20 protein-coding genes are annotated in these 22,189 nt (G+C 74.9%); 9 read left to right on the top strand and 11 right to left on the bottom strand.

The genetic code is table 11. The annotated features are described in order from the left end of the window. Positions 1-49 precede the first annotated feature (49 nt). Positions 50-502, top strand: a complete 453-nt coding sequence (locus tag AB0B20_RS02850) for a GNAT family N-acetyltransferase (RefSeq protein ID WP_357467511.1) — start codon at positions 50-52, stop codon at positions 500-502. A gap of 47 nt (positions 503-549) precedes the next feature. Here the strand turns inward: AB0B20_RS02850 and AB0B20_RS02845 are convergent, their stop codons facing one another. The 4 genes from AB0B20_RS02845 to AB0B20_RS02830 are packed head-to-tail and all read right to left on the bottom strand — an operon-like array spanning position 550 to position 8,177. Next, a complete protein-coding gene (locus AB0B20_RS02845) occupies positions 550-1,275 on the bottom strand; it encodes an ABC transporter ATP-binding protein (protein ID WP_357467508.1) in 726 nt (241 codons plus the stop codon). Then, positions 1,275-2,264, bottom strand: coding sequence for an ABC transporter ATP-binding protein (locus tag AB0B20_RS02840; protein ID WP_357467503.1), 990 nt, complete (start codon positions 2,262-2,264; stop codon positions 1,275-1,277). The genes AB0B20_RS02845 and AB0B20_RS02840 overlap by 1 nt, the downstream gene beginning before the upstream one ends. A 1-nt stretch (position 2,265) precedes the next feature. Continuing rightward, positions 2,266-4,995: an FtsX-like permease family protein gene (locus tag AB0B20_RS02835; protein ID WP_357467500.1), complete on the bottom strand. Its 2,730-nt coding sequence runs from the start codon at positions 4,993-4,995 to the stop codon at positions 2,266-2,268. Further along, positions 4,992-8,177, bottom strand: coding sequence for an FtsX-like permease family protein (locus tag AB0B20_RS02830; RefSeq protein WP_357467497.1), 3,186 nt, complete (start codon positions 8,175-8,177; stop codon positions 4,992-4,994). The genes AB0B20_RS02835 and AB0B20_RS02830 overlap by 4 nt, the downstream gene beginning before the upstream one ends. 270 nt (positions 8,178-8,447) lie before the next feature. Between AB0B20_RS02830 and AB0B20_RS02825 the strand changes: the two genes are divergently transcribed. Further along, positions 8,448-9,293: a hypothetical protein gene (locus AB0B20_RS02825; protein WP_357382719.1), complete on the top strand. Its 846-nt coding sequence runs from the start codon at positions 8,448-8,450 to the stop codon at positions 9,291-9,293. Positions 9,294-9,419: 126 nt separating this feature from the next. Here AB0B20_RS02825 and ligD read toward each other — a convergent pair whose 3' ends face one another. Beyond that, on the bottom strand, positions 9,420-10,445 hold the full coding sequence (gene ligD / locus AB0B20_RS02820) for a non-homologous end-joining DNA ligase (RefSeq protein ID WP_357467494.1): 1,026 nt from the start codon (positions 10,443-10,445) through the stop codon (positions 9,420-9,422). Positions 10,446-10,492: 47 nt separating this feature from the next. On the opposite strand from ligD, the gene msrB reads away from it, so the two are divergent. After that, positions 10,493-10,903 (top strand): peptide-methionine (R)-S-oxide reductase MsrB, encoded by a 411-nt coding sequence (gene msrB / locus AB0B20_RS02815; RefSeq protein ID WP_357467490.1) that lies wholly within the window; start codon positions 10,493-10,495, stop codon positions 10,901-10,903. A 5-nt stretch (positions 10,904-10,908) separates the two neighbouring features. On the opposite strand, the gene AB0B20_RS02810 is transcribed toward msrB, so the two are convergent. Beyond that, positions 10,909-11,184 (bottom strand): isoamylase early set domain-containing protein, encoded by a 276-nt coding sequence (locus AB0B20_RS02810; RefSeq protein WP_278090439.1) that lies wholly within the window; start codon positions 11,182-11,184, stop codon positions 10,909-10,911. A gap of 155 nt (positions 11,185-11,339) precedes the next feature. Between AB0B20_RS02810 and AB0B20_RS02805 the strand changes: the two genes are divergently transcribed. The 4 genes from AB0B20_RS02805 (at position 11,340) to AB0B20_RS02790 (ending at position 14,096) form a co-directional block, all read left to right on the top strand. Then, entirely contained in the window at positions 11,340-11,600 is a 261-nt protein-coding gene (locus AB0B20_RS02805) for a Prokaryotic metallothionein (protein WP_121686440.1), read from the top strand. Between the two features lie 53 nt (positions 11,601-11,653). Then, positions 11,654-12,325 (top strand): hypothetical protein, encoded by a 672-nt coding sequence (locus tag AB0B20_RS02800; RefSeq protein ID WP_357467487.1) that lies wholly within the window; start codon positions 11,654-11,656, stop codon positions 12,323-12,325. Positions 12,326-12,445: 120 nt separating this feature from the next. After that, the gene (locus tag AB0B20_RS02795; RefSeq protein WP_357467484.1) at positions 12,446-12,889 is read left to right on the top strand and encodes a GNAT family N-acetyltransferase; all 444 of its coding nucleotides are present in this window, start codon (positions 12,446-12,448) and stop codon (positions 12,887-12,889) included. Positions 12,890-12,995: 106 nt separating this feature from the next. After that, entirely contained in the window at positions 12,996-14,096 is a 1,101-nt protein-coding gene (locus tag AB0B20_RS02790) for a lytic polysaccharide monooxygenase (RefSeq protein ID WP_357382708.1), read from the top strand. Between the two features lie 96 nt (positions 14,097-14,192). Here the strand turns inward: AB0B20_RS02790 and hemQ are convergent, their stop codons facing one another. The 3 genes from hemQ to hemE are packed head-to-tail and all read right to left on the bottom strand — an operon-like array spanning position 14,193 to position 17,401. Continuing rightward, complete coding sequence (hemQ, locus tag AB0B20_RS02785; protein ID WP_135238969.1) at positions 14,193-14,894, bottom strand: hydrogen peroxide-dependent heme synthase; 702 nt, start codon at positions 14,892-14,894, stop codon at positions 14,193-14,195. Beyond that, positions 14,891-16,300: a protoporphyrinogen oxidase gene (gene hemG, locus AB0B20_RS02780; protein WP_357467480.1), complete on the bottom strand. Its 1,410-nt coding sequence runs from the start codon at positions 16,298-16,300 to the stop codon at positions 14,891-14,893. Before hemG ends, hemQ begins: the two co-directional genes overlap by 4 nt. A 9-nt stretch (positions 16,301-16,309) precedes the next feature. After that, positions 16,310-17,401 carry a uroporphyrinogen decarboxylase gene (hemE, locus tag AB0B20_RS02775; RefSeq protein WP_357467477.1) on the bottom strand — a complete coding sequence of 364 codons (1,092 nt, stop codon included), beginning with the start codon at positions 17,399-17,401 and terminating at the stop codon, positions 16,310-16,312. Between the two features lie 155 nt (positions 17,402-17,556). Here hemE and AB0B20_RS02770 point away from each other — a divergent pair, with 155 nt between their 5' ends. Beyond that, positions 17,557-18,129, top strand: coding sequence for a DUF3000 domain-containing protein (locus AB0B20_RS02770; RefSeq protein WP_357382700.1), 573 nt, complete (start codon positions 17,557-17,559; stop codon positions 18,127-18,129). Between the two features lie 66 nt (positions 18,130-18,195). Here the strand turns inward: AB0B20_RS02770 and AB0B20_RS02765 are convergent, their stop codons facing one another. Both AB0B20_RS02765 and AB0B20_RS02760 read right to left on the bottom strand, forming a co-directional pair. Beyond that, on the bottom strand, positions 18,196-19,002 hold the full coding sequence (locus tag AB0B20_RS02765) for a hypothetical protein (protein WP_357382698.1): 807 nt from the start codon (positions 19,000-19,002) through the stop codon (positions 18,196-18,198). Positions 19,003-19,095: 93 nt separating this feature from the next. Next, complete coding sequence (locus AB0B20_RS02760; protein ID WP_357467474.1) at positions 19,096-20,565, bottom strand: trypsin-like peptidase domain-containing protein; 1,470 nt, start codon at positions 20,563-20,565, stop codon at positions 19,096-19,098. 233 nt (positions 20,566-20,798) lie between these two features. Here AB0B20_RS02760 and AB0B20_RS02755 point away from each other — a divergent pair, with 233 nt between their 5' ends. Then, a complete protein-coding gene (locus AB0B20_RS02755; RefSeq protein ID WP_357382696.1) occupies positions 20,799-22,121 on the top strand; it encodes a ribonuclease D in 1,323 nt (440 codons plus the stop codon). Positions 22,122-22,189: the final 68 nt, after the last annotated feature.

The following is a 22,189-nucleotide window of genomic DNA, read 5'->3' as shown; positions in this document are numbered from 1 at the left end:
CCGGACGCCCGGGCGACACCGGCGCGAGGCACTGTGCCAGGCTGGCCGGGTGACCGAGGTGATCTTCCGGGAGGCGGTTCGCGCCGACCTGCCCGCCGTGCTCGCGCTGCTCGCCGACGACGTGCTGGGCCGCACCCGTGACCTGCCCGAGGTGGACGAGGCGTACGAGCGGGCCTTCGCCGACCTCGACGCCGACCCGCGCAACCACCTGATCGTCGCCGACGACGGCGGGGAGCTGGTCGGCTGTTTCCAGCTCACGTACATCCCGGGGCTGGGCCGGCACGGTGCCGAACGGTGCCTGATCGAGTCGGTGCGGGTCCGCTCCGACCGGCGCGGCCGTGGCCTGGGCGGGACGATGATGCGCTGGGCCATCGACCGGGCCCGGGAGCGCGGGTGCGCGCTGGTGCAGCTCACCACCGACAAGCAGCGCGCCGACGCGCACCGGTTCTATCGCGACCTGGGCTTCGTGGCCAGCCACGAGGGCATGAAGCTGGCGCTCTGATCCGGCACCGGGCCGACACCCGAAGGCGAGCGGCCCGGCACCCCGGATCAGTCCTCAGACACCAGCCGGCCGTCGCGCAGCGTGAGCGTACGGTCGGCCAGCTCGATCAGCGCCGGGTCGTGCGTGGCCACGAGCGCGGTCATGCCCCGGGCGTGCACCACCGCCCGGAGCAAGTCCATGATCGACCGGCCGGTCTCGGAGTCGAGCTGACCGGTCGGCTCGTCGGCGATCAGCAGGTCCGGCTCGTTCGCCAGCGCCCGCGCCACCGCCACCCGCTGCTGCTGCCCGCCGGACAGCTCGTACGGGCGCTGCGCGGCGTGCCCGCCCAGCCCGACCAGTTCCAGCAGCACCGCCACCCGCTGCTCCCGCTCGGCCGCCGGCACCTTCGCCAGCCGCAGCGGCACCCCGACGTTCTCCGCCGCGGACAGGATCGGCACCAGGCCGAACGTCTGGAACACGAACCCGATCGTGCCCCGGCGCAACGCCAGCAGTTCCCGTTCGCCCGCCGCGGTGACGTCGTGCCCGGCCACCCGGATCTGCCCGGCGTCCGGCCGGTCCAGGCCGCCGACGAGGTTCAGCAGCGTGGTCTTGCCGGCGCCGGAGCGGCCCCGGACGGCGACCAGCTCGCCGCGTCCCGCCGTGAACGAGACGTCCCGCACGGCGTGCACGGCGTGCTCCCCCTTGCCGAAGGTGCGGCTCACCCCCTCGACCCGGACCACGTCCTCGACGGCCGACGCCGGCACGGCCGGCAGCACCACTGTCTGGTCGGTCATCACTCACTCTCCTCGGCGTGCGCCCGGTCGCCGGGGCGCACCTCGACGTGGTCGGGTTCCAGGTTGAGCCGAACCCGGTCGCGCAGGGACAGCGCCTCCACGAACTGCGCGGGCAGCTGCATCCGGCCGGTGCGGTCGAGCACCGCGTACTCCTCGCTGACCATCTCGGTGCCGCCGTCGGCGGTGACGCGCGCGGTCCGGCGTACCTCGGAGGCGGTCCGGCCGTCGCGGATCGCGACGGTACGGCGGACCTGGCCGGCCACGGCGTGGTCGTGGGTGACCACCACGATGGTGACGCCGAGTTCGGCGTTTATGGTGCGCAGCGCGGCGAAGACCTCCGCGCCGGTCGCCTCGTCCAGCTCGCCGGTCGGCTCGTCGGCGAACAGGATCTCCGGGTCGTTCGCCACCGCCACGGCGACCGCGCAGCGCTGCTGCTCGCCGCCGCTCATCTGGCCCGGCCGCCGGTCCGCGCAGTAGCCGACACCCACCATGTCCAGCAGTTCACGGGCCCGTTCCCGCCGCTTGCGCCGCCCGCCGGCCCGCCCGGCCAGCTTCATCGGCAGCTCCACGTTCTCCAGCGCGGTCAGGTACGGCAGCAGGTTCCGGCCGGTCTGCTGCCAGATGAACCCGACCACGTCCCGCCGGTACGCCAGCCGCCGCTTGTTCGACAGCGACAGCAGGTCGTAGTCGGCGACCCGGGCGATACCCGCGGTCGGGGTGTCCAGCCCGGACAGGATGTTCAGCAGCGTCGACTTGCCGGAGCCGGAGGCGCCGACGATCGCGACCAGTTCGCCCCTGTCGATGACCAGGTCGAGGCCCTGGAGCGCGACGACCTCGACGCCCTCGGTCTTGAAGATGCGCACCAACCCGTCGCAGACGATGTGCCCGCGCAGCCGGTCCCGCCCGCCTGCCCGTTCGGCGGCACGCTCGGCGGCACGCTGTTGCAGGGACGCCAGATCCGGTACGGACGCCTCGGCGGTCGCGGTCATCTCAGCTCTCCTCTCCGAGCCGCAGCACCTCACCGAGGCGCAACCGGCGGTTGTTCACGGCTTCCACGGCGATCGCGAAACCGAGGGCCAGCATGGCCAGGACCGACACCCCGGCCACCAGGCCGGGCTCGAAACTCGGGCGTACCTCCACGCCCCCGGTGAAGGCGGGCAGCCCGAGCACCGGCGTGAGCAGCAGCGGCAGCAACGCGCCGACCACCGCTCCGGTGAGCACCGACACCAGCACCAGCGGGGTCAGCTCCACCATGAGCAGTCCGCGCCACTGCCGGCGGGACAGGCCCATGGTGCGCAGCCGGGACAGCACCTGCCCGCGCGAGCGCGCCCCGGCGAGCACCGCGAGCGCCAGCCCGAGCAGCCCCAGCACGGCGCCGCCCCCGGCCCCGAGTGCGAAGCCGAACACCAGCAGGCCGTTCACGCCGGTGCCGCCCAGGTCGGCGCGGACCGTCGACCTGGTCGTCACCTCCGGCGCGCGGGCCTGGTCCCCGGCGTCGACGCCGCCGATGCGCAGGTAGCGTCGCTGTCCCTCACGCGCGACCCGGTCCACCTCGGCCGGGTCCACGCCGGAGCCGGCGAGCACGAAACCGGTCGGCGCGAGCTGGTGCGGGGCGTCGGCCGGCAACGCCGGCCACGGCAGCACCACGAACCGGCGTACGCCCTCGCCCACGAGCGCGAACCCGTCGACAGTGGCGGCGGTGCGCACCGGCAGCCGGTTGCCCTGCACGTCCAGCCAGGCGGGCCGCTCGCCGCGGGCGTCGGCGAGCCCGGCGTCGGCCAGGTCCCCGGCCACCGCCGGGGACACCAGCGCCGGCAGCGGCGTGCTCCCGTCGGCGCGGGCCAGCACCGGGTCGGGCACGTCCACCGGTACGCCGGCCTGCCGCGCCACCTCGGCGAACCGCTCCCCGTCCACGAGCACCACGCGCAGCTCGGTGACCGGGGCGGGACGCCCGGCCTGGTCGGCGTAGGGGCGTTCGGCCGGGATGGTCAGCACCGGCGCGACAGCGCGTACCCCGGGCAGCGCGGCCAGCTCCCCGGCCGTGTCCGGCGTGAAGCGCTCCCCGCGTACCAGCAGGTCACCGGGCACGGCCTGGGCGGCGGCGGTGTCCCGGCCGGTCTCGATGCCGGTCGCCACCACGCCGCAGAACGCGGCGGTGGCGACGGCCAGCACCACCACGACCAGCGGCCCGGTGGTCGCGGCCCGGCCCGCGCGGGCGGTGCCGAGGAACGCGACGCTGCCGCGCGCCCGGGCGGCGACGCGGCTGGCCAGCCGTAACGGCCAGGGGTACGCGCGCAGCGCCAGCAGCGCCGCCGCGATCGCCAGCAGCACCGGTACGGACACCAGCAGCGGATCCACCGACCCGGCGGTGAGCCCACGGCGGCGCAGCAGGAACGCGCCGAGCACGGCGAGCCCGAGCACCGCCACCTCGACTGTGAGCCGGACGGCGGGCGACCGGCCGCCCAGGTCGGCGCGGCCACCGGCCCGGCGGCCCACGGCGAGCGCGGCGAGCGGCGGCAGCAGCGTGGCCAGGAGCCCGGCGATCACCACCCAGTACCACGACGTCCCGGCGCCGGGCAGCAGCCCGCCGAGCAGCCAGCCGATCCCGGCGGCGGCCGGCAGCACCAGCAGCGATTCGGCCAGGCCGCGGCGCAGCACCGCGCCGGTCGAGCCGCCGCGCGCCCGGATCAGGTGGAACTCGGCGCGGCGGCGGCGCGCGGCCAGCCGGGCGGCGAGCAGCGTCAGCCCGGCCAGCGTGGCGAGCAGCCCGGCGGCGATGACAGCGAGCAGGGTACGCGCGGCGGCCAGCGAGTCGGCGAAGCGCCGCAGCGGGATGTCCACGCCCTGGCTGAGCGTCACGGTGACCTCGGTGGGCAGGGCGCGGTTCAGCCCGTCGACCCCGGCGATCAGCTCGTCGAGGCGGCCCGGTTCGAGCCGCTCCGGGGCGATCCGGTAGCGCCAGCCGAAGCTCACCGGCCAGCCGGTCGCGACGGCCTCGTCGACGCCGCCGTCGGCGGTGTAGGCGACGCCCACGAACGGTTTGCCGTCGCCTTCCGGCGGCGTGAGCTTCAGCATCGACGGCAGCGTGTCCCAGACGCCGTCGGCCGGGTCGTTCGGCCGCCACACGCCGACCAGGTCGACCGGGCGGGACTTGAGCACGTTGCCGTCCGGGTCGAGGATGAGGAGCAGGAACCGGTCGCCGGCTCCGACGCCCAGCGTGGTGGCGATCGTCTCGGCGAGCGTCACCTCGATCGCGCCGGCCGGGGTGACGCCGCGTTCCGGCCACCGCCCGTCGACGAGCGTGGCCGCCTCCCGGATGCCGGTGCCGGCACGCAGATGCACGTCGATCAGTCCCTTGTCGGCGCCGAGCGTCGGGCCGCGCAGCCGTCCGGGCACGGTCTGCGCCGCGAACCAGCGCTCACCGATCGTGTCGCGTACCTCGGCGGGCATCTTCTCCTCGATCGCCGCGAGCTGGCTTCCCCGGCTGGCGACGACGGGCTGGGCCGAGGCCGGCACGGCGTCCGGCGCGGTGCTGTACGTGAGGTCCCGGCGGGCCACCGGCTGACCGGCCACGTACTCGGTGAGCCCCTGCCCGGTCAGCCGGTCGGCGACCCGGGGCACCCCGGTGATCAGCAGCGCGGTCACCAGGGTCAGGACGGCGAGCAGCAGGAACTGCCCCCCGTACGCGCGAACCCGGCGCGCGGCACCAGGAAGGCTCATCGTTCTCCTCCGATCCGGAGCTGCGCGGCGGCGACCCGCTGGCGGATGCCGGTGGTGATGAGGGCGGCGAAGGCGAGCGCGGCGAGCAGCAGCCCGGCGGCCGTCGTCCCGATCGGCACCCAGGGCACTGTGAAGGCCGCCTCGGGCACCGGCCGGCCGGCGGCCGGGGTGAGGATCACCAGCGGCACCATGGTGGCCGCGACGAGGGCGCCGACGAGCAGCCCGACGCCGACGCCGATCGCGGCCAGGAACGTCTGTTCGGCGAGGTACGCGCGCGCCAGCAGCCGCGTGTTCGCGCCGAGCGTGTTGAACACGGCGAACTCGGTGAGCCGCCGCCGGGTGGTGGCCCAGACGTCGACAGCCAGGCCGACCAGGGCGAGCAGCACCGAGCCGAGCGCGGCGGCCAGCAGGCCGGTGCGCGCACCCTGCCAGTACGGATCCTCGGCGGCCTCCGCGGCCACCGCCCGCCGGTCCAGCAGCACCGTGCCGCCGGTCGCGGCGAGCGCGTCAGCGGCGGCGGCGTGCCCGCCGGGCGTGGTGCCCAGCCACCACTCGGCCACCGGCCGGACGCCGCCGCTGCGCTCCAGGAGCTGGGTGGTGGCGGCCGGCAGGTCCAGCAGCACGCCCTCGCCGCCGGTGCCCGGGATCGCGGCGACCTGGCCGACCACAGTGACCTCCAGCGTCACCTCGGCGACCGACAGCTTGACGGTGTCGCCGGTCTTGACGCTCATCGCGGCGGCCACGCCCGGCGTGACGAGCACCGGCACCGGACGGTCCGGCGCCTGCGGCACCAGCGCGAACCGGGACGAGGGCACCCGGGCGAACTGCAACAGCCCGGCCGGCACGTCGAAGCCCTGCGTCCCGTCGATCCGGGTCGGGCTCGCCTTGGCGGTGCCACGCGGCCCGGCGCCCGGGTCGATCACCCGCCACGACCCCTCCACCGGCACCGGCAGGACCGCCCCGGCGGCGTCGGTGAGCCGCAGCTCGTCCAGGAGCAGCCGGTACGAGCTGCCGGTGACGTCGCCGCCGTCGGCCTCGAAGCCGGCCAGGCGCAGCGGGGCGCCGCCGCTGTCGGGCAGCGGCACGGAGAAACGTACCGGCTTCCCGTCGCCGCCGGCCTCGGCCAGCCGCACCCGCCAGGTGGCCCCGGCGTCGGTGACGAACAGCGCGGTCACCACCACCCGGGGCCTGTCGAACATGCTCTCGACCGGGGTGCGCACGGTGCCGGCGAATGTCTTCGCCCCGGCCGGCAGGACGCCGCCGACCGGCGCGGTCCGGCCGGCGGCGAGCCGGTCCAGCAGCGCGGCTGTGGACGCGTCGCCGCCGGTGTCGTCGAGGCGGATCATCCCCTTCGCGGCGGCGGTGTCGAGCGCCACCACAGTCGCCGGCCGGGCCTCACGGCCCACCCGTACGTCGTCGCGCCAGGCCGGCAGCGCCCGGTCCAGGCCTGGTACGGCGGCCAGCTGCGCGGCCCGGTCGGCGGGCGCGGTGCCGTCCCGCTCGGTCAGCCGCAGGTCCGCGCCGACCGTGTGCTGCGCCTGGTCGCGCTGCGAGCGTTCCCAGGAGGCGACGAGCGACCAGGCGAGCGTGCTGCCGCCGACGGCGAGCGCGAGCAGCAGCACCGGGCCGGCGTGCGGGCGGCGGCCCGCCTGCCACATGCCGAACATGGTGGCGTTCCACGTCCGCCGGTCCACGAAGCGTTCCGCGATCCGGGTGGTCGGCGGCAGCAGCCGCAGCGCGATCACCGCGCCGGCCAGCACGCCGATGGTGGGCGCGGCGGCCAGCAGCGGGTCGATGCCGAGGCTGCCGTTCGCGCCGGCGAGCGGCGACGAGTACTGCCGCAACTGGGTCCAGGCGAGCACGGCGAGGGCCACCAGCGCGATGTCCACGCTCGCCCGCTGCGCCGCCGCTCCCCGGGAGGGGCGGGACCGGGACGCCATGTCCGCGACGTACGTGCCGGCCCGACGCATCGCCGGCAGCACCATGGCGAGCAGGCAGCCGGTCGCCGCGCCGACCGCCACCAGCCACACCCGGGCCAGGTCGCCGTCGGCCAGCCCCAGGTCCGCGCCCAGGTAGTGGATCGCCTGCCCGGTCAGCGCCGGGGCCAGCAGCAGCGCCGGCGCCACCACGAGCGTCGCCTCGCGTACGGCCAGCCCGGCGATCTGCCCCCGGGCGGCGCCCCGGGCCCGCAGCAGCGCGGTCTGTGCCCGCCGGTCCTCGTTCAACAGGGCGGCCACCAGCACCAGCGCGTACCCGCCGAGCACGACGATCAGCAGCAGCGGGGTGAGCAGCGCCGACCGGCCCACCAGATCGGCCCGGCTCAGCCGGTCGACGAGCCGGTCCAGGTGGCTGACCTGCTGCGCCGACGAGCCCAGCCCGGTGGCGTCCGGCAGCTTCCCGGTGATCTCGTCCAGCGCTTTGGTCACCGCGGGCAGCCGGGCCGGCTCGACCGCCACCAGATCCGGATCGACCAGCCAGGCCGCCGAGGTGGAACCCGGGAAGGTGCCGGCGAAGTCGGCCGGGTCCAGCGCGAACGGCCCGTACGAGGTGACCGCCGCGTCGCCCTGGCTCTCCCCCACCCCCGGGGCGAGACGCCAGTACGCCTCGGTCGCGTCCCGGGGCCGCCACGTGCCCACGACCACCACGGTGCCGGCGCGCTCCGCGCCCCTGTCGTAGAGCGGCACCCGCTCCCCGATCTCGATGCTCAGTTGCGCGGCCACCTTCTCCGGCAACGTCACCTGCAACGGGTCGCTGCCCGGCACCGGCCACGCCCCGGCGGCAAGCTCGGCGTGCGCGGGCAGGTCGTCGAGCGTGGCCAGGTTGGCGAACATCGGGTCGTCGTCGGTGCGGGCGGCGCCCACGTCACCGGTCAGCTCCCGGCCGGTCCCGGAGCGGGTCGCGGCCACGGTGACCGGGGCGCCGCCGAGCCCGTTCGCGAACTGTTCCCGTACCGCCCGGTCCCGCTCGGCGAACGCGGCGGCGTCGGCCCCGCCGGAGCCGCTGACCAGCAGGCTGCGCTCCTGCGCCGGAGCGGTGTCCAGCACCGCCCGGGCGCCCGCCTCGACCGCCCGGCGGTTGTAGTCGGAGAGCCCGGTGACGAGCGCGACCGCGACGAGTGCCGCGACAGCGGCGGCGAGCAGCAGCCCTCGGGCCTCTACCGCCCGCCTCCACACCAGCTTCATCCGACGTCCTCTCCTGGCCCCGGCGGGCCGATGCCGAGAGAGAGCAGTGACACCCACCAAAAGGTTCGCGCCCGTTACATGATCGTTATCGGTCCCTCGCCGTCCTCTCGCCGCGCCGCCCGCCACCTCCCCGTCGATCTTGGAGTTGTGGCACCTCGAATGCGTTCTATGTGCCTTTTGGGAACGACCACGACTCCAAGATCGACGGGGCAGGGCGAGGGCTGTCCACAGGGGCGGAATTTCGGGGGCGTGGGGCGGGAGGGTGGGCGGGTGTGGCGGTATGGGGAGTTGCGGGCGGGTGGGATGAGCCGGGGAGCGGTCCGGCATCAGGTGTCGGCGGGACGGCTGGGCCGGCTGTCCCGGGGTGTCTACGGCTGCACGGAGGACGAGGCGAGCCGGTTGCGCGCCCTGTTCCGGCGGCTGCCGCCGGGAACCGTCGCGGGATTCCACACCGGCGCGCGACTGCACCGGTTCGGGGCGGTCACCGACGATCGGGTGCACGTGATCGTGCCGCCCGGTGCGAGTGCACGGCGGATCCGGGGCGTGGCGACGCACCAGACGGTGCTGCCGGTGCGGGACGCGACAGAGATCGCCGGGATCCCCTGCGCGCCCGCCGCCCGCTGCGCGGTGGACCTCGCCCGGGTGATCCGGCGGTCGGACGCGCTGCCGGTGCTGGATCTCTGTCTCCGAGCCGGCGCCTGCCGCCGGGAGGACCTGCTCGCCGAAGTGGCATGGCATGCCGGCCTGCGGGGAGTACGACAGGCGGGGCAACTCGCCGCGCTCGCCGACCCGCGCCCGGAGTGCCGGCAGGAGAGCCAGTTACGCCTGTTGCTGATCGACGGCGGGTTACCGCCACCGGAGCCGCAACTGTGGGTTCCCGACCCCGCCGGGCTGCCGATCTACCGCCTCGACCTGGGCTATCGGAGTCGGCGCATCGGCCTGGAGTACGACGGCCGATCCCACCTCGACCCCGGCCGGATGCACCACGACCGTTCCCGGCTCAACTGGCTGGCCGAGCACGGCTGGCGCGTGCGCGTCTACACCGCCACCGACCTCTACCGCCGCCCTCGGCACATCGTCGCTTCGGTCCGGGCCCTGCTCACCGCCCTCGACTGAGCCGGCGGCACCCGAGCGCGGCGCACGCGGCACCTCGCCGCGCCCACCCGCGGTCGGGTGGAACGTCATGGGTGTCTCAGGGCCCCGGAGACACCCATGGTGTTCCACTCGCCGAAAGGAGGCGCGTCAGGGGCGCGGGCGGTCGCGGTCCTTCGACGGCTGCACCCGCTTCGGCTCGCCGGGCATCTTCGGGTATTCCGGTGGATAAGGCATGTCGCCCAGCCCGTCGGCGGCGTCCCGCTCGGCCCACTCCAGCAGCGGTGTGATGTCCCACGGGGAGTCGTCGATGCCGGCGTGCGGGTCGCCGCGCTCGGCGAACCGGGCCGGCACCGTGCCCAGGTGGAAGTCGTCCGGGTCGACCTCGGGCAGCTCGTCCCACTCGACGGGGGTGGAGACGGTGGCGCGGGCGTTGGCGCGCAGCGAGTACGCGCAGGCGATGGTGCGGTCCCGCGCCATCTGGTTGAAGTCGACGAAGACGCGCTCGCCGCGCTCCTCCTTCCACCAGGCGGTGGTGACCAGCTCGGGGCGGCGGCGTTCCAGCTCCCGGGCCAGCGCGATGGTCGCCCGGCGCACCTCGACGAACGTCCAGCGCGGCTGGATGCGCAGGTAGACGTGCACGCCCCGGCCGCCGGAGGTCTTCGGCCAGCCGGGCACGCCCAGCTCGTCGAGCAGCCCGCGCAGCTCACCGGCGGCGGTGACCGCGTCGGCGAAGTCGGTGCCGGGTTGCGGGTCGAGGTCGACGCGCAGCTCGTCGGGGCGGTCGGTGTCGGCGGCGCGCACCGGCCACGGGTGGAACACCACGGTGCCCATCTGCGCCGCCCAGGCCACGTGCGCCAGGTCGGCCGGGCACAGCTCGTCGGCCGGGCGGCCGCTCGGGAAGGCGATCCGCGCGGTGCGGACCCACGGGGGCACGCCCCGCTGCGGCACCCGCTTCTGGAAGAACATCTCCCCCTCGATGCCGTCGGGGAAGCGCTGGAGCGTCGTCGGCCGGTCGCGCAGGGCGCGCATGATCCCCTCGCCGACGGCCAGGTAGTAGCGGAAGACGTCGGCCTTGGTGAAGCCGCGCTCCGGGAAGATCACCCGGTCGGGGCTGCTCAGCCGCACCGCGTGCCCGGCCACCTCGATCTCCTCGACCGCGCTCCTGCCCGCCATCACGCGACCATATGCGATGCCACCGACAGCCGACGTACCGTGGAACGGTGAGTCTTTCCGACAACGAACTGCCCCGTTCCGAGGACGAGTGGCGCGTGCGGCTGAGCCCCGAGGAGTTCCGGGTGCTCCGCGAGGCCGGCACCGAGGCGCCCTGGACCGGTGAGTACGTCGACACCAAGACCCCCGGCGTCTACCGCTGCCGGGCCTGCGGGCTGGAACTGTTCCGCAGCGACGACAAGTTCGACTCGCACTGCGGCTGGCCGAGCTTCGACGACGCCATCCCGGGCGCGGTCAAGGAGATCCCGGACAACACGCTCGGCATGCGGCGTACCGAGATCCGCTGCGCGCGCTGCGACAGCCACCTCGGGCACGTCTTCGAGGGTGAGGGCTTCACCCCGAAGGACACCCGGCACTGCGTCAACTCGATCTCGGTGCGGCTGGAGCCCAGCGCCGGCTGACGGCCTCACAGCCGCAGCAGGCCGCCGGCCTCGTCCACCTGGTCGGCGGCCTCGTCGTCCAGCCACACCCCGCCGGTGGCGAGGTAGCGGAAGCGGTACTCCCCCGGCTTCAGCCGGACCGTCACGGTACGGGTGCCGTCGCGGCGCGGCACCAGCTCGTGCCGGCCGGGCTCCCACCCGTTGAAGCAGCCGACCACGCTCACCGTGCCGGCCGGGGTGTCCCGGGGCAGCGAGAACGTCACCCGGGTCTGGTTGCCGAAGAGCCTGTTGCGCTTGATCACGAATCCTCCGGGGATGTTCGGCGGTCACCGGGGTCAACGCGCGACACGCCGGGAGCGACTCGCCGTGGGGCCGGATCAGGTTCGCCGGTTCCGGTTGCTCGATGGTGTCTTCTGCGCGACTCTCGGATCACAGGTCCGTTTTCGGGGGGTTTCGCATGGCTGCCTGCGAGGTTTGCGGCAACGACTACTGGATGGCGTTCGAGGTGCGCACCGTCGACGGGTCGCGGCACACGTTCGACTGCTTCGAGTGCGCGGTGCACAAGATGGCGCCGATCTGCGAGCACTGCCAGACCAAGATCGTCGGCCACGGCGTCGAGGTCTCCGGCCGCTTCTTCTGCTGCGCCCACTGCGCCCGCGCCGTCGAGGGCGAGCAGGGTGCCGAGGTACGCGACGCGGTCGGCGCCCGCCCCGCCTGACGCGTACCCTCGCGGGACGCCATCGGCGTCGATCCCCGTCTAGCATCCCTCCGGTGTCCCGACGGAAGATCATCGCGGCGGCTCTGACCGCCGCCCTCGCCGGCTGCTCTCCCGCCACCGAGCCCGCCCCCGCCGCCGATCCGGCCCTCGTCGCGCCCTCACCCACCGACGGCGGCGCCGCCGCGGCGCTGCGCGATCGGTACGCGGCGACCGGCCGCCTGGCCGGCCTGGCCGAAAAGCCCGAGAACGCCAGCGAGCAACTCGACTCCGACGGCGTCGCCTGTGGTCGCCCGCTGCCCCTGCTCGACCGGCGGCTCGTGGTGTCGACCCGGGTCTTCGGCACGCCGGAGGAGACACCGGCCGGCGAGTTCGTCGAGATCGCCCAGGAGACGGTGGTCTACCCGGACGAGGCGACCGCCGCGGACGCGGTCCGGCAGACCTTCGGCGTGCTGGAGGCGTGCGAGCGCGACGAGGAGGCCGGCCAGGTCACCGCCGGCCACACGGCCGGGAAGCTGCCCGCCGGGTTGGGCGTGCCGGGCCGGATGGTGTCGGCCACCATGACCCTGTCCGACGGCACCCGTTTCCCGCACCGTTTCGGCTGCCTCCAGCAGGACCGGGTGACCCAGTGCGTCTGGGTCTGGACCCGCTCGGCGGCCGACACCGGCACCTGGTTCGAACGCGCCGTGACCGCCACCGCAACCGGGCTGCGCGCGTCGAAGGGCTGAGCCGCGTCGGCCCGGGCGCGCGTGAGCCGGCACGCCGAACCACGTCGGGCCGGGCCTCCGAACCGCCGCGCGCCTGGGGTGCGCACGACCGGCCGCAGACGCGCCGCCTAACCTGGGCCGATGCCCGTCGAGTCCCACCTGGCCGGCTTCGCCGACCTGGACGCCAGCACCTTCCACGACCTGCTCCGGCTGCGCATCGACGTGTTCGTGGTCGAGCAGTCCTGCCCGTACCCGGAACTGGACGGCCGGGACGTCGAACCCGGCACCCGGCACCTGTGGCTGAGCCGCGACGGCGTCGTGGCCGCGTACCTGCGGATCCTGGCCGACCCCGGCGGCGTGGCGCGGATCGGGCGGGTGGTGGTGGCGCCGGCGGCCCGCGGCGCGGGCCTGGCCGGCGCGCTGATGACGCAGGCCCTGGCGGTGGTGGGTGACCGGCAGTGCGTGCTGGACGCGCAGACGCACCTGGTCGGCTTCTACGCCGGGTTCGGTTTCGCCGTCGACGGCCCCGGTTACGTCGAGGACGGCATCCCGCACACACCGATGCGCCGCGACCCGACTCATTGACGTTTGTCGCTTTTTGTGGCAGTGTGCGGGCGGAGCCGCCACGCGGGAGAGGGCAACTCCCGACAGTCCGGGCGTCGTGCACCGACACCTATCCCGGAGGCTTTCCATGTCCACTCCGTACCGCCGCCCGTTACCGCTCGCGGCGGCGATCCTCGCCGTCTGCGCGGTGGTGGCGGCGCTGCTCACCACCGCGTTCTCCGGCCCGGCCTCGGCGCACGGGTCGGTGGTCGACCCGGCCTCGCGCGCCTACAGCTGCTGGCAGCGCTGGGGCGGTGACTTCCAGAACCCGGCCATGGCCACCCAGGACCCGATGTGCTGGCAGGCGTGGCAGGCCGACCCGAACGCCATGTGGAACTGGAACGGCCTGTTCCGCGAGGGCGTGGCCGGCAACCACCAGGGCGCCATCCCGGACGGGCAGCTGTGCAGCGGCGGCCGCACCCAGAGCGGCCGGTACAACGCGCTCGACACCGTCGGCGCCTGGAAGACGGTGCCGGTGACAAACAACTTCCGGGTCAAGTTCTTCGACCAGGCCAGCCACGGCGCCGACTACATCCGGGTGTACGTGACAAAGCAGGGTTTCAACGCGCTCACCTCGCCACTGCGCTGGAGCGACCTGGAACTGGTCGGCCAGATCGGCAACACCCCGGCCAGCCAGTGGACGCGTGAGGTCGACGGCGTGTCCATCCAGATCCCGGCGAACGCGCCGGGCCGCACCGGCCGGCACATCGTCTACACCATCTGGCAGGCCAGCCACCTGGACCAGTCCTACTACCTGTGCAGCGACGTGGACTTCGGCGGGTCCGGCCCGACCACCCCGCCGACCACCACCCCGCCCACCAGCACGCCGCCCACGAGCACCCCGCCGACCAGCCCGCCGCCGACCACGCCGAACCCGGCCGGTGGCTGCACCGCGACGTACGCGATCACCGGGTCGTGGGGCGGCGGCTTCCAGGCCGACGTGAAGGTCACAAACAGCGGCGGATCACCCATTCGCGGCTGGTCGGTGAGCTGGAACTACCAGAACGGCCAGCAGGTCAACTCGGCGTGGAACGCCAACGTGACCACGAGCGGGACGCTGGTGACGGCACGGAACGTGGCCTACAACGGCTCGCTCGCGCCGGGTGCCAGCACCTCGTTCGGCTTCACCGGGTCGGCCGGTGCGACGAACCCGGTGCCCGGCATCCTGTCCTGCACGACGACCGCCTGACGACTGCCATCCCGGTCGGGGCTCTGCTCGACACCCGCTGGGGTGTTAAGCGGGGCCCCTTCCGCTACCGCAGGCGTTAAGAAGGGGCCCTTCCTTTCACACCAGGCAGTTGACGATGTCGGCCACCGGGCGGCGGCGGCCGGTGTAGAACGGGATCTCCTCCCGCACGTGCCGCCGCGCGCCGGAGGCGCGCAGGTCGCGCATCAGGTCCACGATCCGGTGCAGCTCGTCGGCCTCGAACGCCAGCATCCACTCGTAGTCGCCCAGCGCGAACGAGGCGACGGTGTTGGCCCGTACGTCCGGGTAGCCCCGGGCCATCTTGCCGTGCTCGGCCAGCAGCTCGCGGCGCTCGGCGTCGGGCAGCAGGTACCACTCGTACGAGCGCACAAACGGGTAGACGCACAGGTAGGCGCGCGGCTCCTCGTCGTTCAGGAACGCCGGGATGTGGCTCTTGTTGAACTCGGCCGGCCGGTGCAGCGCCATCTGCGACCAGACCGGGGTCAGCGCCCGGCCCAGCGTGGTGCGGCGGAACCGCAGGTACGCGTCCTGGAGCGCGTCGCTGGACGACGAGTGCCACCAGATCATCAGGTCGGCGTCGGCGCGCAGCCCGGCCACGTCGTACGTGCCCCGGATCGTGACGTCCTTGCCGGCCAGCTCGGTGAAGAGCGACTCGACCTCGTCGACGACGTTCTCCCGCAGCGACGGCAGCGGGCTGGTGGCCCGGTACACCGACCACATGGTGTAGCGGATGGTCTCGTTGAGCTCCCGCAGGCGCGCCGCGTTGGTCTGCTCGGTCATGCTGCCGATCCTTCCAGTGCCGTGATGATCTCTTCGGCCGCCGTCTCGCCGGAGCGGACGCACACCGGGATGCCGACGCCGTCGTAACCGGCTCCGGCCACTGCCAGCGTCGGGTACGCGGCGCGCAGCGCCGCCCGGACCGCCGCCACCCGGGCGGTGTGCCCGGGCGTGTACTGCGGCAGCGCGCCACCCCACCGCTGCACGTGCCGGGCCACCGGCGCCGGCAGCGGCGCGCCGAGCACCGCCGACAGCTCCCGGTGCACCGCGTCGGCCAGGTCGTCGTCGGTGAGCTGGAGCGACGTCTCGTCGCCGTACCGGCCCACCGAGGCGCGCACCAGCGCCAGCCCGTCCGGCCGCCGCAGGTGCCCCCACTTGGTGGTGAAGAACGTGGACGCCTTGATCGTCAGCCCTTCGCCGGCCGGCACCAGGAAACCGGACAGCTCCGGCAGGGCCGGGCCGGGAAGGGCCAGCGTGATCAGGGCGACGCTGGCGTAGTCGAGCCCGCCGACCGTCTCGGCCGCCTCGGGCGCGGCGGCGGCGAGCAGCCGGGCGGCCGGGCGGGCCGGCACCGCGAGCAGCACCGCGTCGACCTCGACGTGCTCGGCGTCGCGGGTCGGCCCGACGGTGAGCCGCCAACCGGACGGGGTGCGGCGCAACTCGCGTACCGCCGCGCCCCGGCGGATCGTCGCCCCGCTCGCCGTGGCCGCCGCCTCGACCAGCGTGCTGAGCCCACCGGCCAGGGTGCCGAAGACCGGCGCGCCGGGCGCGCGCGGCGCTGCCGCCTGCGCGGCGCGTACCGCACCGACCAGCGTGTGCTCGGTGCGTGCCGCGCGGGCCAGCGCCGGCATCGTGGTGACCAGCGACAGGTCGTCGGCCCGGCCCGCGTACACGCCGCCGAGCATCGGGTCGACCAGCCGCTCCACCACCGCGTCGCCGAGGCGCTTGCGGACGAGCTCACCGACCGACGTGTCATCGCCGTCGGCCAGCAGCGGCCGGCCCGCGTCGCGGTCGGCGTCCGCGGCCGGCGGCGCGACCGCCGCCACCTTGTCCAGATCCCCGGGTACGCCGACGAGCGTGCCGCCCGGCACCTGGCGCAACGTGCCGTCGACGAGCAGTGCCGCCTGCCCGACTGTGGGGTGCACGATCGAGGCGTCCAGGCCGAGACGGCGGGCCAGCGTCACCGCCGCCGACTCCCCACCGGCCGGGTCGCGCATCAGGAACGACTCCGCGCCGAACTCGACCGGCCCGCCGGCCAGCTCACCGGTGAACAGCTTGCCGCCGAGGCGGCCGGACTGCTCGTACACGGTGACCTCGGTGCCCTCGGGAGCGCGGTCGCGCAACCGGACGGCGGCGGCCAGCCCGGTGATCCCGCCACCGACTATCGCCACCCGCCACGGTCGCACCACTGTCTCCTCCTAGCGCTCCGGTCGCGCGGTCAGCTCGTGCACCAGCGCGACCACCCGGGTCAGCACCTCGGGGTCGGTCTCCGGCAGGACGCCGTGACCGAGGTTGAACACGTGGCCGGGTGCGGCCCGGCCCTGCTCGACGATGCGCCGCACCTCGGCCTCCACCACCGGCCATCCGGCGAGCAGCACCGCCGGGTCGAGGTTGCCCTGCACCGCCTTGTCCGGCCCGATCCGGCCGGTGGCGACGTCCAGCGGGGTACGCCAGTCCACGCCCACCACGTCGGCGCCGGCCTCACCCATCGCGCCGAGCAGCTCGCCGGTGCCCACCCCGAAGTGGATCCGCGGCACCCCCGCGTCAGCGAGCCCGCCCAGCACGTACGTCGAGTGCGGCAGCACGAAGCGGCGGTAGTCGGCCTCGGAGAGCGCGCCGGCCCACGAGTCGAACAGCTGCACCGCTGACACCCCGGCGTCGACCTGCACCTGGAGGAACGCCAGCGTCACCTCGGCCAGCCGCGCGCACAGCGCGTGCCACAGGTCCGGGTCGCCGTACATCAGCGCCTTGGTCTTGGCGTGGGTGCGCGACGGCCCGCCCTCGACCAGGTAGCTGGCCAGCGTGAACGGGGCCCCGGCGAAGCCGATCAGCGGGGTGTCGCCCAGCTCGACGACGAGCCGGCGGACCGCCTCGTCCACGTACGACACGTCGTCGCGCCCGATGGGGTTGATGCGCTCGACGTCGGCCGCCGTACGGATCGGCTCGGCCACCACCGGGCCGGTACCGGGCACGATGTCCAGGTCGACGCCGGCCGCCGCGACCGGCACCACGATGTCGCTGAACAGGATCGCCGCGTCCACGCCGTGCCGGCGCACCGGCTGAAGCGTGATCTCGGTGACCAGGTCCGGTCGGCGGCAGGACTCCAGCATCGGCACGTTCGCCCGGATCTCGCGGTACTCCGGCAGCGACCGGCCGGCCTGGCGCATGAACCAGACCGGGGTGTGCGGGCCCGGCTCGCGCCGGCAGGCGCGGACGAAGGGCGAGTCGGCCGGCCCGCCGCGGCGGGGTTCTCCGTCTCGGGCGGCAGTGCCCGTGGTGTCGGTGGTCATCGCGGCAATCGTGCCACGCCCCCGGCGCGCGTCCGCGCTCACCGTCCGCATTTGTGACGTAGAAGGAAGACGCCTCCGGTGGAGCGGTGCCTTAACCGCCGATCACCCGGCGCGCCGTCGCGCGCGGCACGGTGGGTGCGACATAGGCTGCCCGCATGGCCCCCCCGATCGCGCTCCCGGAAACGTTCGCTCGCGCGGTCGCGGGGCTGCGGTCGGTGACACCCCGCCCGGAGATCGTCCTGGAGGAGGTCGGCGCACCGCAGCGGCTGGCCCCGTACGCGTTCGCGCTCTCCGCCGCGGTGCTGCGCGACGACGACGAGGTGGCCACCGGCCGGCTGATCCTGCTGCACGACCCGGCCGGGCACGAGGCGTGGCAGGGCACGCTGCGGCTGGTCACGTACGTCACCGCCGAACTGGAGGTCGAACTGGCCAGCGACCCGCTGCTGCCCGGCGTCGGCTGGACCTGGCTGACCGACGCGCTCGACGCGCAGGGCGCCGGGCACCGGGCGATCGGCGGCACCGTCACCCAGACGCTCTCCACCCGCTTCGGCGAGCTGGCCGGGCCGCCCGCCGCCGGTGACATCGAGATCCGGGCCTCCTGGACGCCGTTGCGCGCCGACCTGGGCCCGCACCTGCTCGGCTGGTGCACGCTGCTCGCGTCCACGGCCGGCCTGCCGCCGCCCGGGGTCACCGCGCTGCCGGCACGCCGCTCCTACGGCGCCGCCTGACCGCACCCGCTCGGATGCGCGAAGGCCGCCCCGGACGAACCGGGGCGGCCTCGAAGCGGACGCCGGTCAGAGGTAGTTCTCGGCCTCGTCGCAGATCTTGTCCAGACCCTTGCTGGCCGTCTCGAAGGCGGCCCGGTCGCCGCGCGACGCCGCCGCGATGGCGGTGGTCAGCTTGTCCAGGCAGTTCGCGATGACCTTCTTCTGCCGGGCCTGCTCGTCCCGGTCGTTCTTGGTGCCGGTCAGGTCCTGCTGGGTGTCCGACAGCCGCTCCTGGACCGTCTTCAGCTCACCCTTGAGCTTCTCGATCTCCTGCTGGTTCGTCGAGATGGTGCTGTCGCGCTGGCTGACCGTCTGCCGCGACTCGTCCAGGTCGCCGTTCGTCGAGACGTACAGGAACGTCATGACGCCGCCGAAGACGAACAGCAACGCGGCGACGAGGCCGAGCACCAGCGGCGCCCACCTCCGGCCGCCGCCCGCGGCCGGCGCGGGGCCCGCCGGGCCGTAGGGGCCGGGCGGCCCGGACATCGGCGGCGGCGCGAAGCCGGGGCCGGAGACCGGCGGGGCCGACGCGGGCGGGACCGACATCGGCTGCGCGTAGCCCGGCCCGGAGACCGGCGGCGCCGACATCGGCTGGGCCGGTGGCGGGGCGTATCCCGGCTGGGCCGGTGGCGGGGCGTATCCCGGCTGGGCCGGTGCTGCGGGCGGGTATCCGCCGTACCCGTGACCGTCCGGCACGCCGGGCTGCTGCACTGTCGGCGCGGGCTGGTTCGGGTCGTACTGCTGGGGCGCGGGCGGGCTGCCGTACGGGCTGCCGTAGACCGTGCCCCCCGGCGCCGGGGGCGGGTTCTCGCCCCCGGCCGGTGGGTAGGACATGTCGTTCCTCCAGATGTTCTGGTCCCCCGCGGGGTGGCCCGGTGGGCCGGGGTCGATGCGGTACGGACGGCCCACACCGGTGTGGGCCTGCGGTCAGCAGAGCCGGAACCGGTCGCAGGCCGTCTTGATCGGCACCGCCAGCCCGATGCCCTCGGCGTTGCGGGCCTTGGCCGTTGCGATGCCCACGACCTCCTTCGAGCCGTTGATCACCGGGCCGCCGGAGTTACCCGGGTTGATCGGCGCGTCGAACTGGATCACCGGCCCGCCGCCGCGCTCGTCGTCGCGGAACGCGCTGACCACGCCGGTGGTGACGCTGTCCTGCAACCCGAGTGGCGCGCCGACCACGATGATCTGCTGGCCGGACCGGACCGGGGCGCGGGCCGCGACCAGCCCGGTGAACTTGGCGGTGGCCTGCAACTGCGCCAGGTCCTTCTCCTTGTCGGTGGCGATGATCGTCGCCTCGAACCGCTGGTCCTTGCGCTCCAGGAACACCTTGCGCTCACCGGCGTTGAAGACCGCCTCGACCACGTGGAAGTTGGTGAGCAGCGTGGTACCGCCACCGGACGGCGCCTTGCCGACGGCGAACGCCGTACCGGTGAACTGCCCGGCCCGCACCCGGAACACGCTCGGCAGCACCGCGCTGGCCACCGCCTCCGGGTTGAACGCCGCGTCGGCCTGCTTCTCCAGGCTGCCGGCGCGCTGCTCCAGGCCGTCGAGCCGGCCGGCGTCGGAGTCCTGCCCCTCGGCCATCCGCTTGTCGGCGGCGGCGAGCCGGTCGTCGAGCCGGTAGATCTGGTACGCCTGCACGCCGGTGACCACGATCAGCACGGCGACCAGGGCCAGCGCCACCACCGCCACCCGGCTGCGCCGGGACGGCCGGCCGGCGGCGGGTGCGCCGACGGGGGCCGGCTGACCGGGGTACGCGGAGCCGGGCTGCCCCGGCTGGGACGGGGCGGACACCTGCTGGCCCGGGTAGGCGGGCGCGGACACCGGCCCGCCCGGGTAGCTGGGCGCGGACACCGGCTGGCCGGGATACGCCGGGCCGCTGCCGGGCGGGCCCGGGTAGGCCGGTGCGGCGGACCGCGAGGTCTGCGCCGGCACGGCGCCGAAGGACGACGGCTGGCCCGGCGTGGCGCCGTGGGAGGGCTGAGCCGGTGTCGTGCCGTAGGACGGCTGGCCCGGCGTGGAGCCGTAGGACGGCTGGCCCGGCGTGGAGCCGTAGGAGGGCTGAGCCGGCGTGCTGCCGTAGGACGGCTGGGCCGGCTGGGCCGTGGCGGGCGGGGTCGCGACGCCGGACGAGGACGCGTAGGCGCTGGTCCGCGGCGTGCCGGCCGGGTCCGGGTCACCCGGGTAGCCGGCGGGCGACGGGACGGCGGCCCGGGCCGACTGCGCCGGGTAGCCGGAGGCCCCGCCCCACTCGGGCGCTCCGCCGAACGATCCGGGCACCGGCGCCGGAGCGGCGGGCGGGGCGAAGCGCGGCGGCAGCGGTCCCGGCCGGTCGGCTGCCGTGTCGCCGCCGCCCTGCCCCGGCACGTCGTCGCCGGTTCCGTACCCGCCTGTCATGCTCGCCCGTCCTCCCCGTCGGCTTCGCCGACGCCCCCCGACCGCTGTGGTCCGGCCCGTACGCCGTTCGCGGCTCGATGGACCGTACCGGCGGGATCGGGCTTTGTCTTCCCTCTTGTCCGACCCTCTCACGGCTCCGCAACCCGTGCTTTCCGGTCACCTGCCGGCCATCGCGCCGACACGCGCCCGACCGGCTGCGCACACCGGATCGTCCGGCCTACTAGGGTTGTCAGGTGACCGACGAACCACCCCTGCGCCGTCGGGCCGCCGAAAGCCGTACCGGGGAGGCATCCGCCCAGCCGACGCCGGCCCTGCCGGAGCCGGCGGACGCGGGGACCGAGACCGATCCGGACGCGGCCGTCCCCCTGACCGCGCCGCGCGACGGCACGCCCGCCCCGGTGGCCACACCCGCCGAGTTGGACGAGGTCGTGGCCCGCTTCGCGGCCGGCACCGGCCCGGTGGCCCTGGACGCCGAACGCGCCTCCGGCTACCGCTACAGCCAGCGCGCCTACCTGGTGCAGTTGCGCCGGGCCGGCGCCGGCACCGCGCTCATCGACCCGCTGCCGCTGCCCGACCTGTCCGCCCTGGACGCGGCGATCGCCGACACCGAGTGGGTGCTGCACGCCGCCAGCCAGGACCTCGCCTGCCTGGCCGAGGTGGGGCTGCGCCCGCGGCGGTTGTTCGACACCGAACTGGCCGCCCGGCTGGCCGGGTTCGAGCGGGTCGGCCTGGCCGCGCTGACCGAACAGCTACTCGGGTACAGCCTGGAGAAGCACCACTCCGCCGCCGACTGGTCCAGCCGGCCGCTGCCGGAGTCCTGGCTGACGTACGCGGCGCTCGACGTCGAACTGCTCGTGGACCTGCGCGACGCGCTGGACGACGAGTTGCGGCGGCAGGGCAAGTCCGGCTGGGCGGCAGAGGAGTTCGACGCGCTGGTGCGGGGCGGCGCCCGCCCGCCGAAGGTGCGCGCCGAGCCGTGGCGGCGCACGTCCGGCATCCACCGGGTACGCGGCGCCCGCGCCCAGGCCCGGGTGCGCTCCCTCTGGTACGCGCGGGACCAGATCGCCTCCCGCCGGGACGCCGCGCCGGGCCGGGTGCTGCCCGACTCGGCCATCGTGGCCGCCGCCGAACTCGACCCGAAGGACGAGAAGACGCTGCTCACGCTCCCCGGTTTCGGTGGGCGTTCGGTGCGCCGGCTGGCGCGTACCTGGCTGGCGGCGCTCGACGACGCACGCCAGTTGCCGGACGACGCGCTGCCGGTGAGCCCGGCCGTGGAGGGGCCGCCCCCGCCGCACCGGTGGGCCGAACGCGACCCGGTGGCCGCCGGTCGGCTCGCCCGCGCCCGGGAGGTGGTGGTCGGCACCGCCGGGGCGCACCGGCTGCCGGCGGAGAACCTGATCGCGCCGGACTCGATCCGCCGGCTGGCCTGGCAGCCACCGGCTGAGGTCAGCGACGGGACGGTTGCGGACGCGCTACGCGGGTACGGAGCCCGCGAGTGGCAGATCGGGCTGCTCCTGCCCGCCCTGACGGAGGCGTTGCGCACCCCGCAGCAGTGACATCGGCGGCGGCGGTGTGAGGTGGGCCACGCGGGGGGTGGTGCCACGTCTGGTTACTGACGAGTAGC

It is taken from the genome of Micromonospora sp. NPDC049151, from assembly GCF_040648395.1.
GTDB lineage: Bacteria > Actinomycetota > Actinomycetes > Mycobacteriales > Micromonosporaceae > Micromonospora.
The sequence above is the reverse complement of the archived record's forward strand: the minus strand, read 5'-3'. Positions and strand labels throughout refer to the sequence as shown.

Bases quoted from the DNA above. Each gene is read 5' to 3' on its own strand.
- AB0B20_RS02845 (WP_357467508.1), bottom strand. From the start codon at position 1,275: ATGACCGACCAGACAGTGGTGCTGCCGGCCGTGCCGGCGTCGGCCGTC.
- AB0B20_RS02830 (WP_357467497.1), bottom strand. From the start codon at position 8,177: ATGAAGCTGGTGTGGAGGCGGGCGGTAGAGGCCCGAGGGCTGCTGCTC.
- AB0B20_RS02760 (WP_357467474.1), bottom strand. From the start codon at position 20,565: ATGACAGGCGGGTACGGAACCGGCGACGACGTGCCGGGGCAGGGCGGC.
- AB0B20_RS02795 (WP_357467484.1), top strand. From the start codon at position 12,446: ATGCCCGTCGAGTCCCACCTGGCCGGCTTCGCCGACCTGGACGCCAGC.
- AB0B20_RS02765 (WP_357382698.1), bottom strand. From the start codon at position 19,002: ATGTCCTACCCACCGGCCGGGGGCGAGAACCCGCCCCCGGCGCCGGGG.
- AB0B20_RS02770 (WP_357382700.1), top strand. From the start codon at position 17,557: ATGGCCCCCCCGATCGCGCTCCCGGAAACGTTCGCTCGCGCGGTCGCG.
- hemQ (WP_135238969.1), bottom strand. From the start codon at position 14,894: ATGACCGAGCAGACCAACGCGGCGCGCCTGCGGGAGCTCAACGAGACC.
- AB0B20_RS02840 (WP_357467503.1), bottom strand. From the start codon at position 2,264: ATGACCGCGACCGCCGAGGCGTCCGTACCGGATCTGGCGTCCCTGCAA.
- AB0B20_RS02805 (WP_121686440.1), top strand. From the start codon at position 11,340: ATGGCTGCCTGCGAGGTTTGCGGCAACGACTACTGGATGGCGTTCGAG.
- AB0B20_RS02835 (WP_357467500.1), bottom strand. From the start codon at position 4,995: ATGAGCCTTCCTGGTGCCGCGCGCCGGGTTCGCGCGTACGGGGGGCAG.
- AB0B20_RS02790 (WP_357382708.1), top strand. From the start codon at position 12,996: ATGTCCACTCCGTACCGCCGCCCGTTACCGCTCGCGGCGGCGATCCTC.
- ligD (WP_357467494.1), bottom strand. From the start codon at position 10,445: ATGGCGGGCAGGAGCGCGGTCGAGGAGATCGAGGTGGCCGGGCACGCG.
- hemE (WP_357467477.1), bottom strand. From the start codon at position 17,401: ATGACCACCGACACCACGGGCACTGCCGCCCGAGACGGAGAACCCCGC.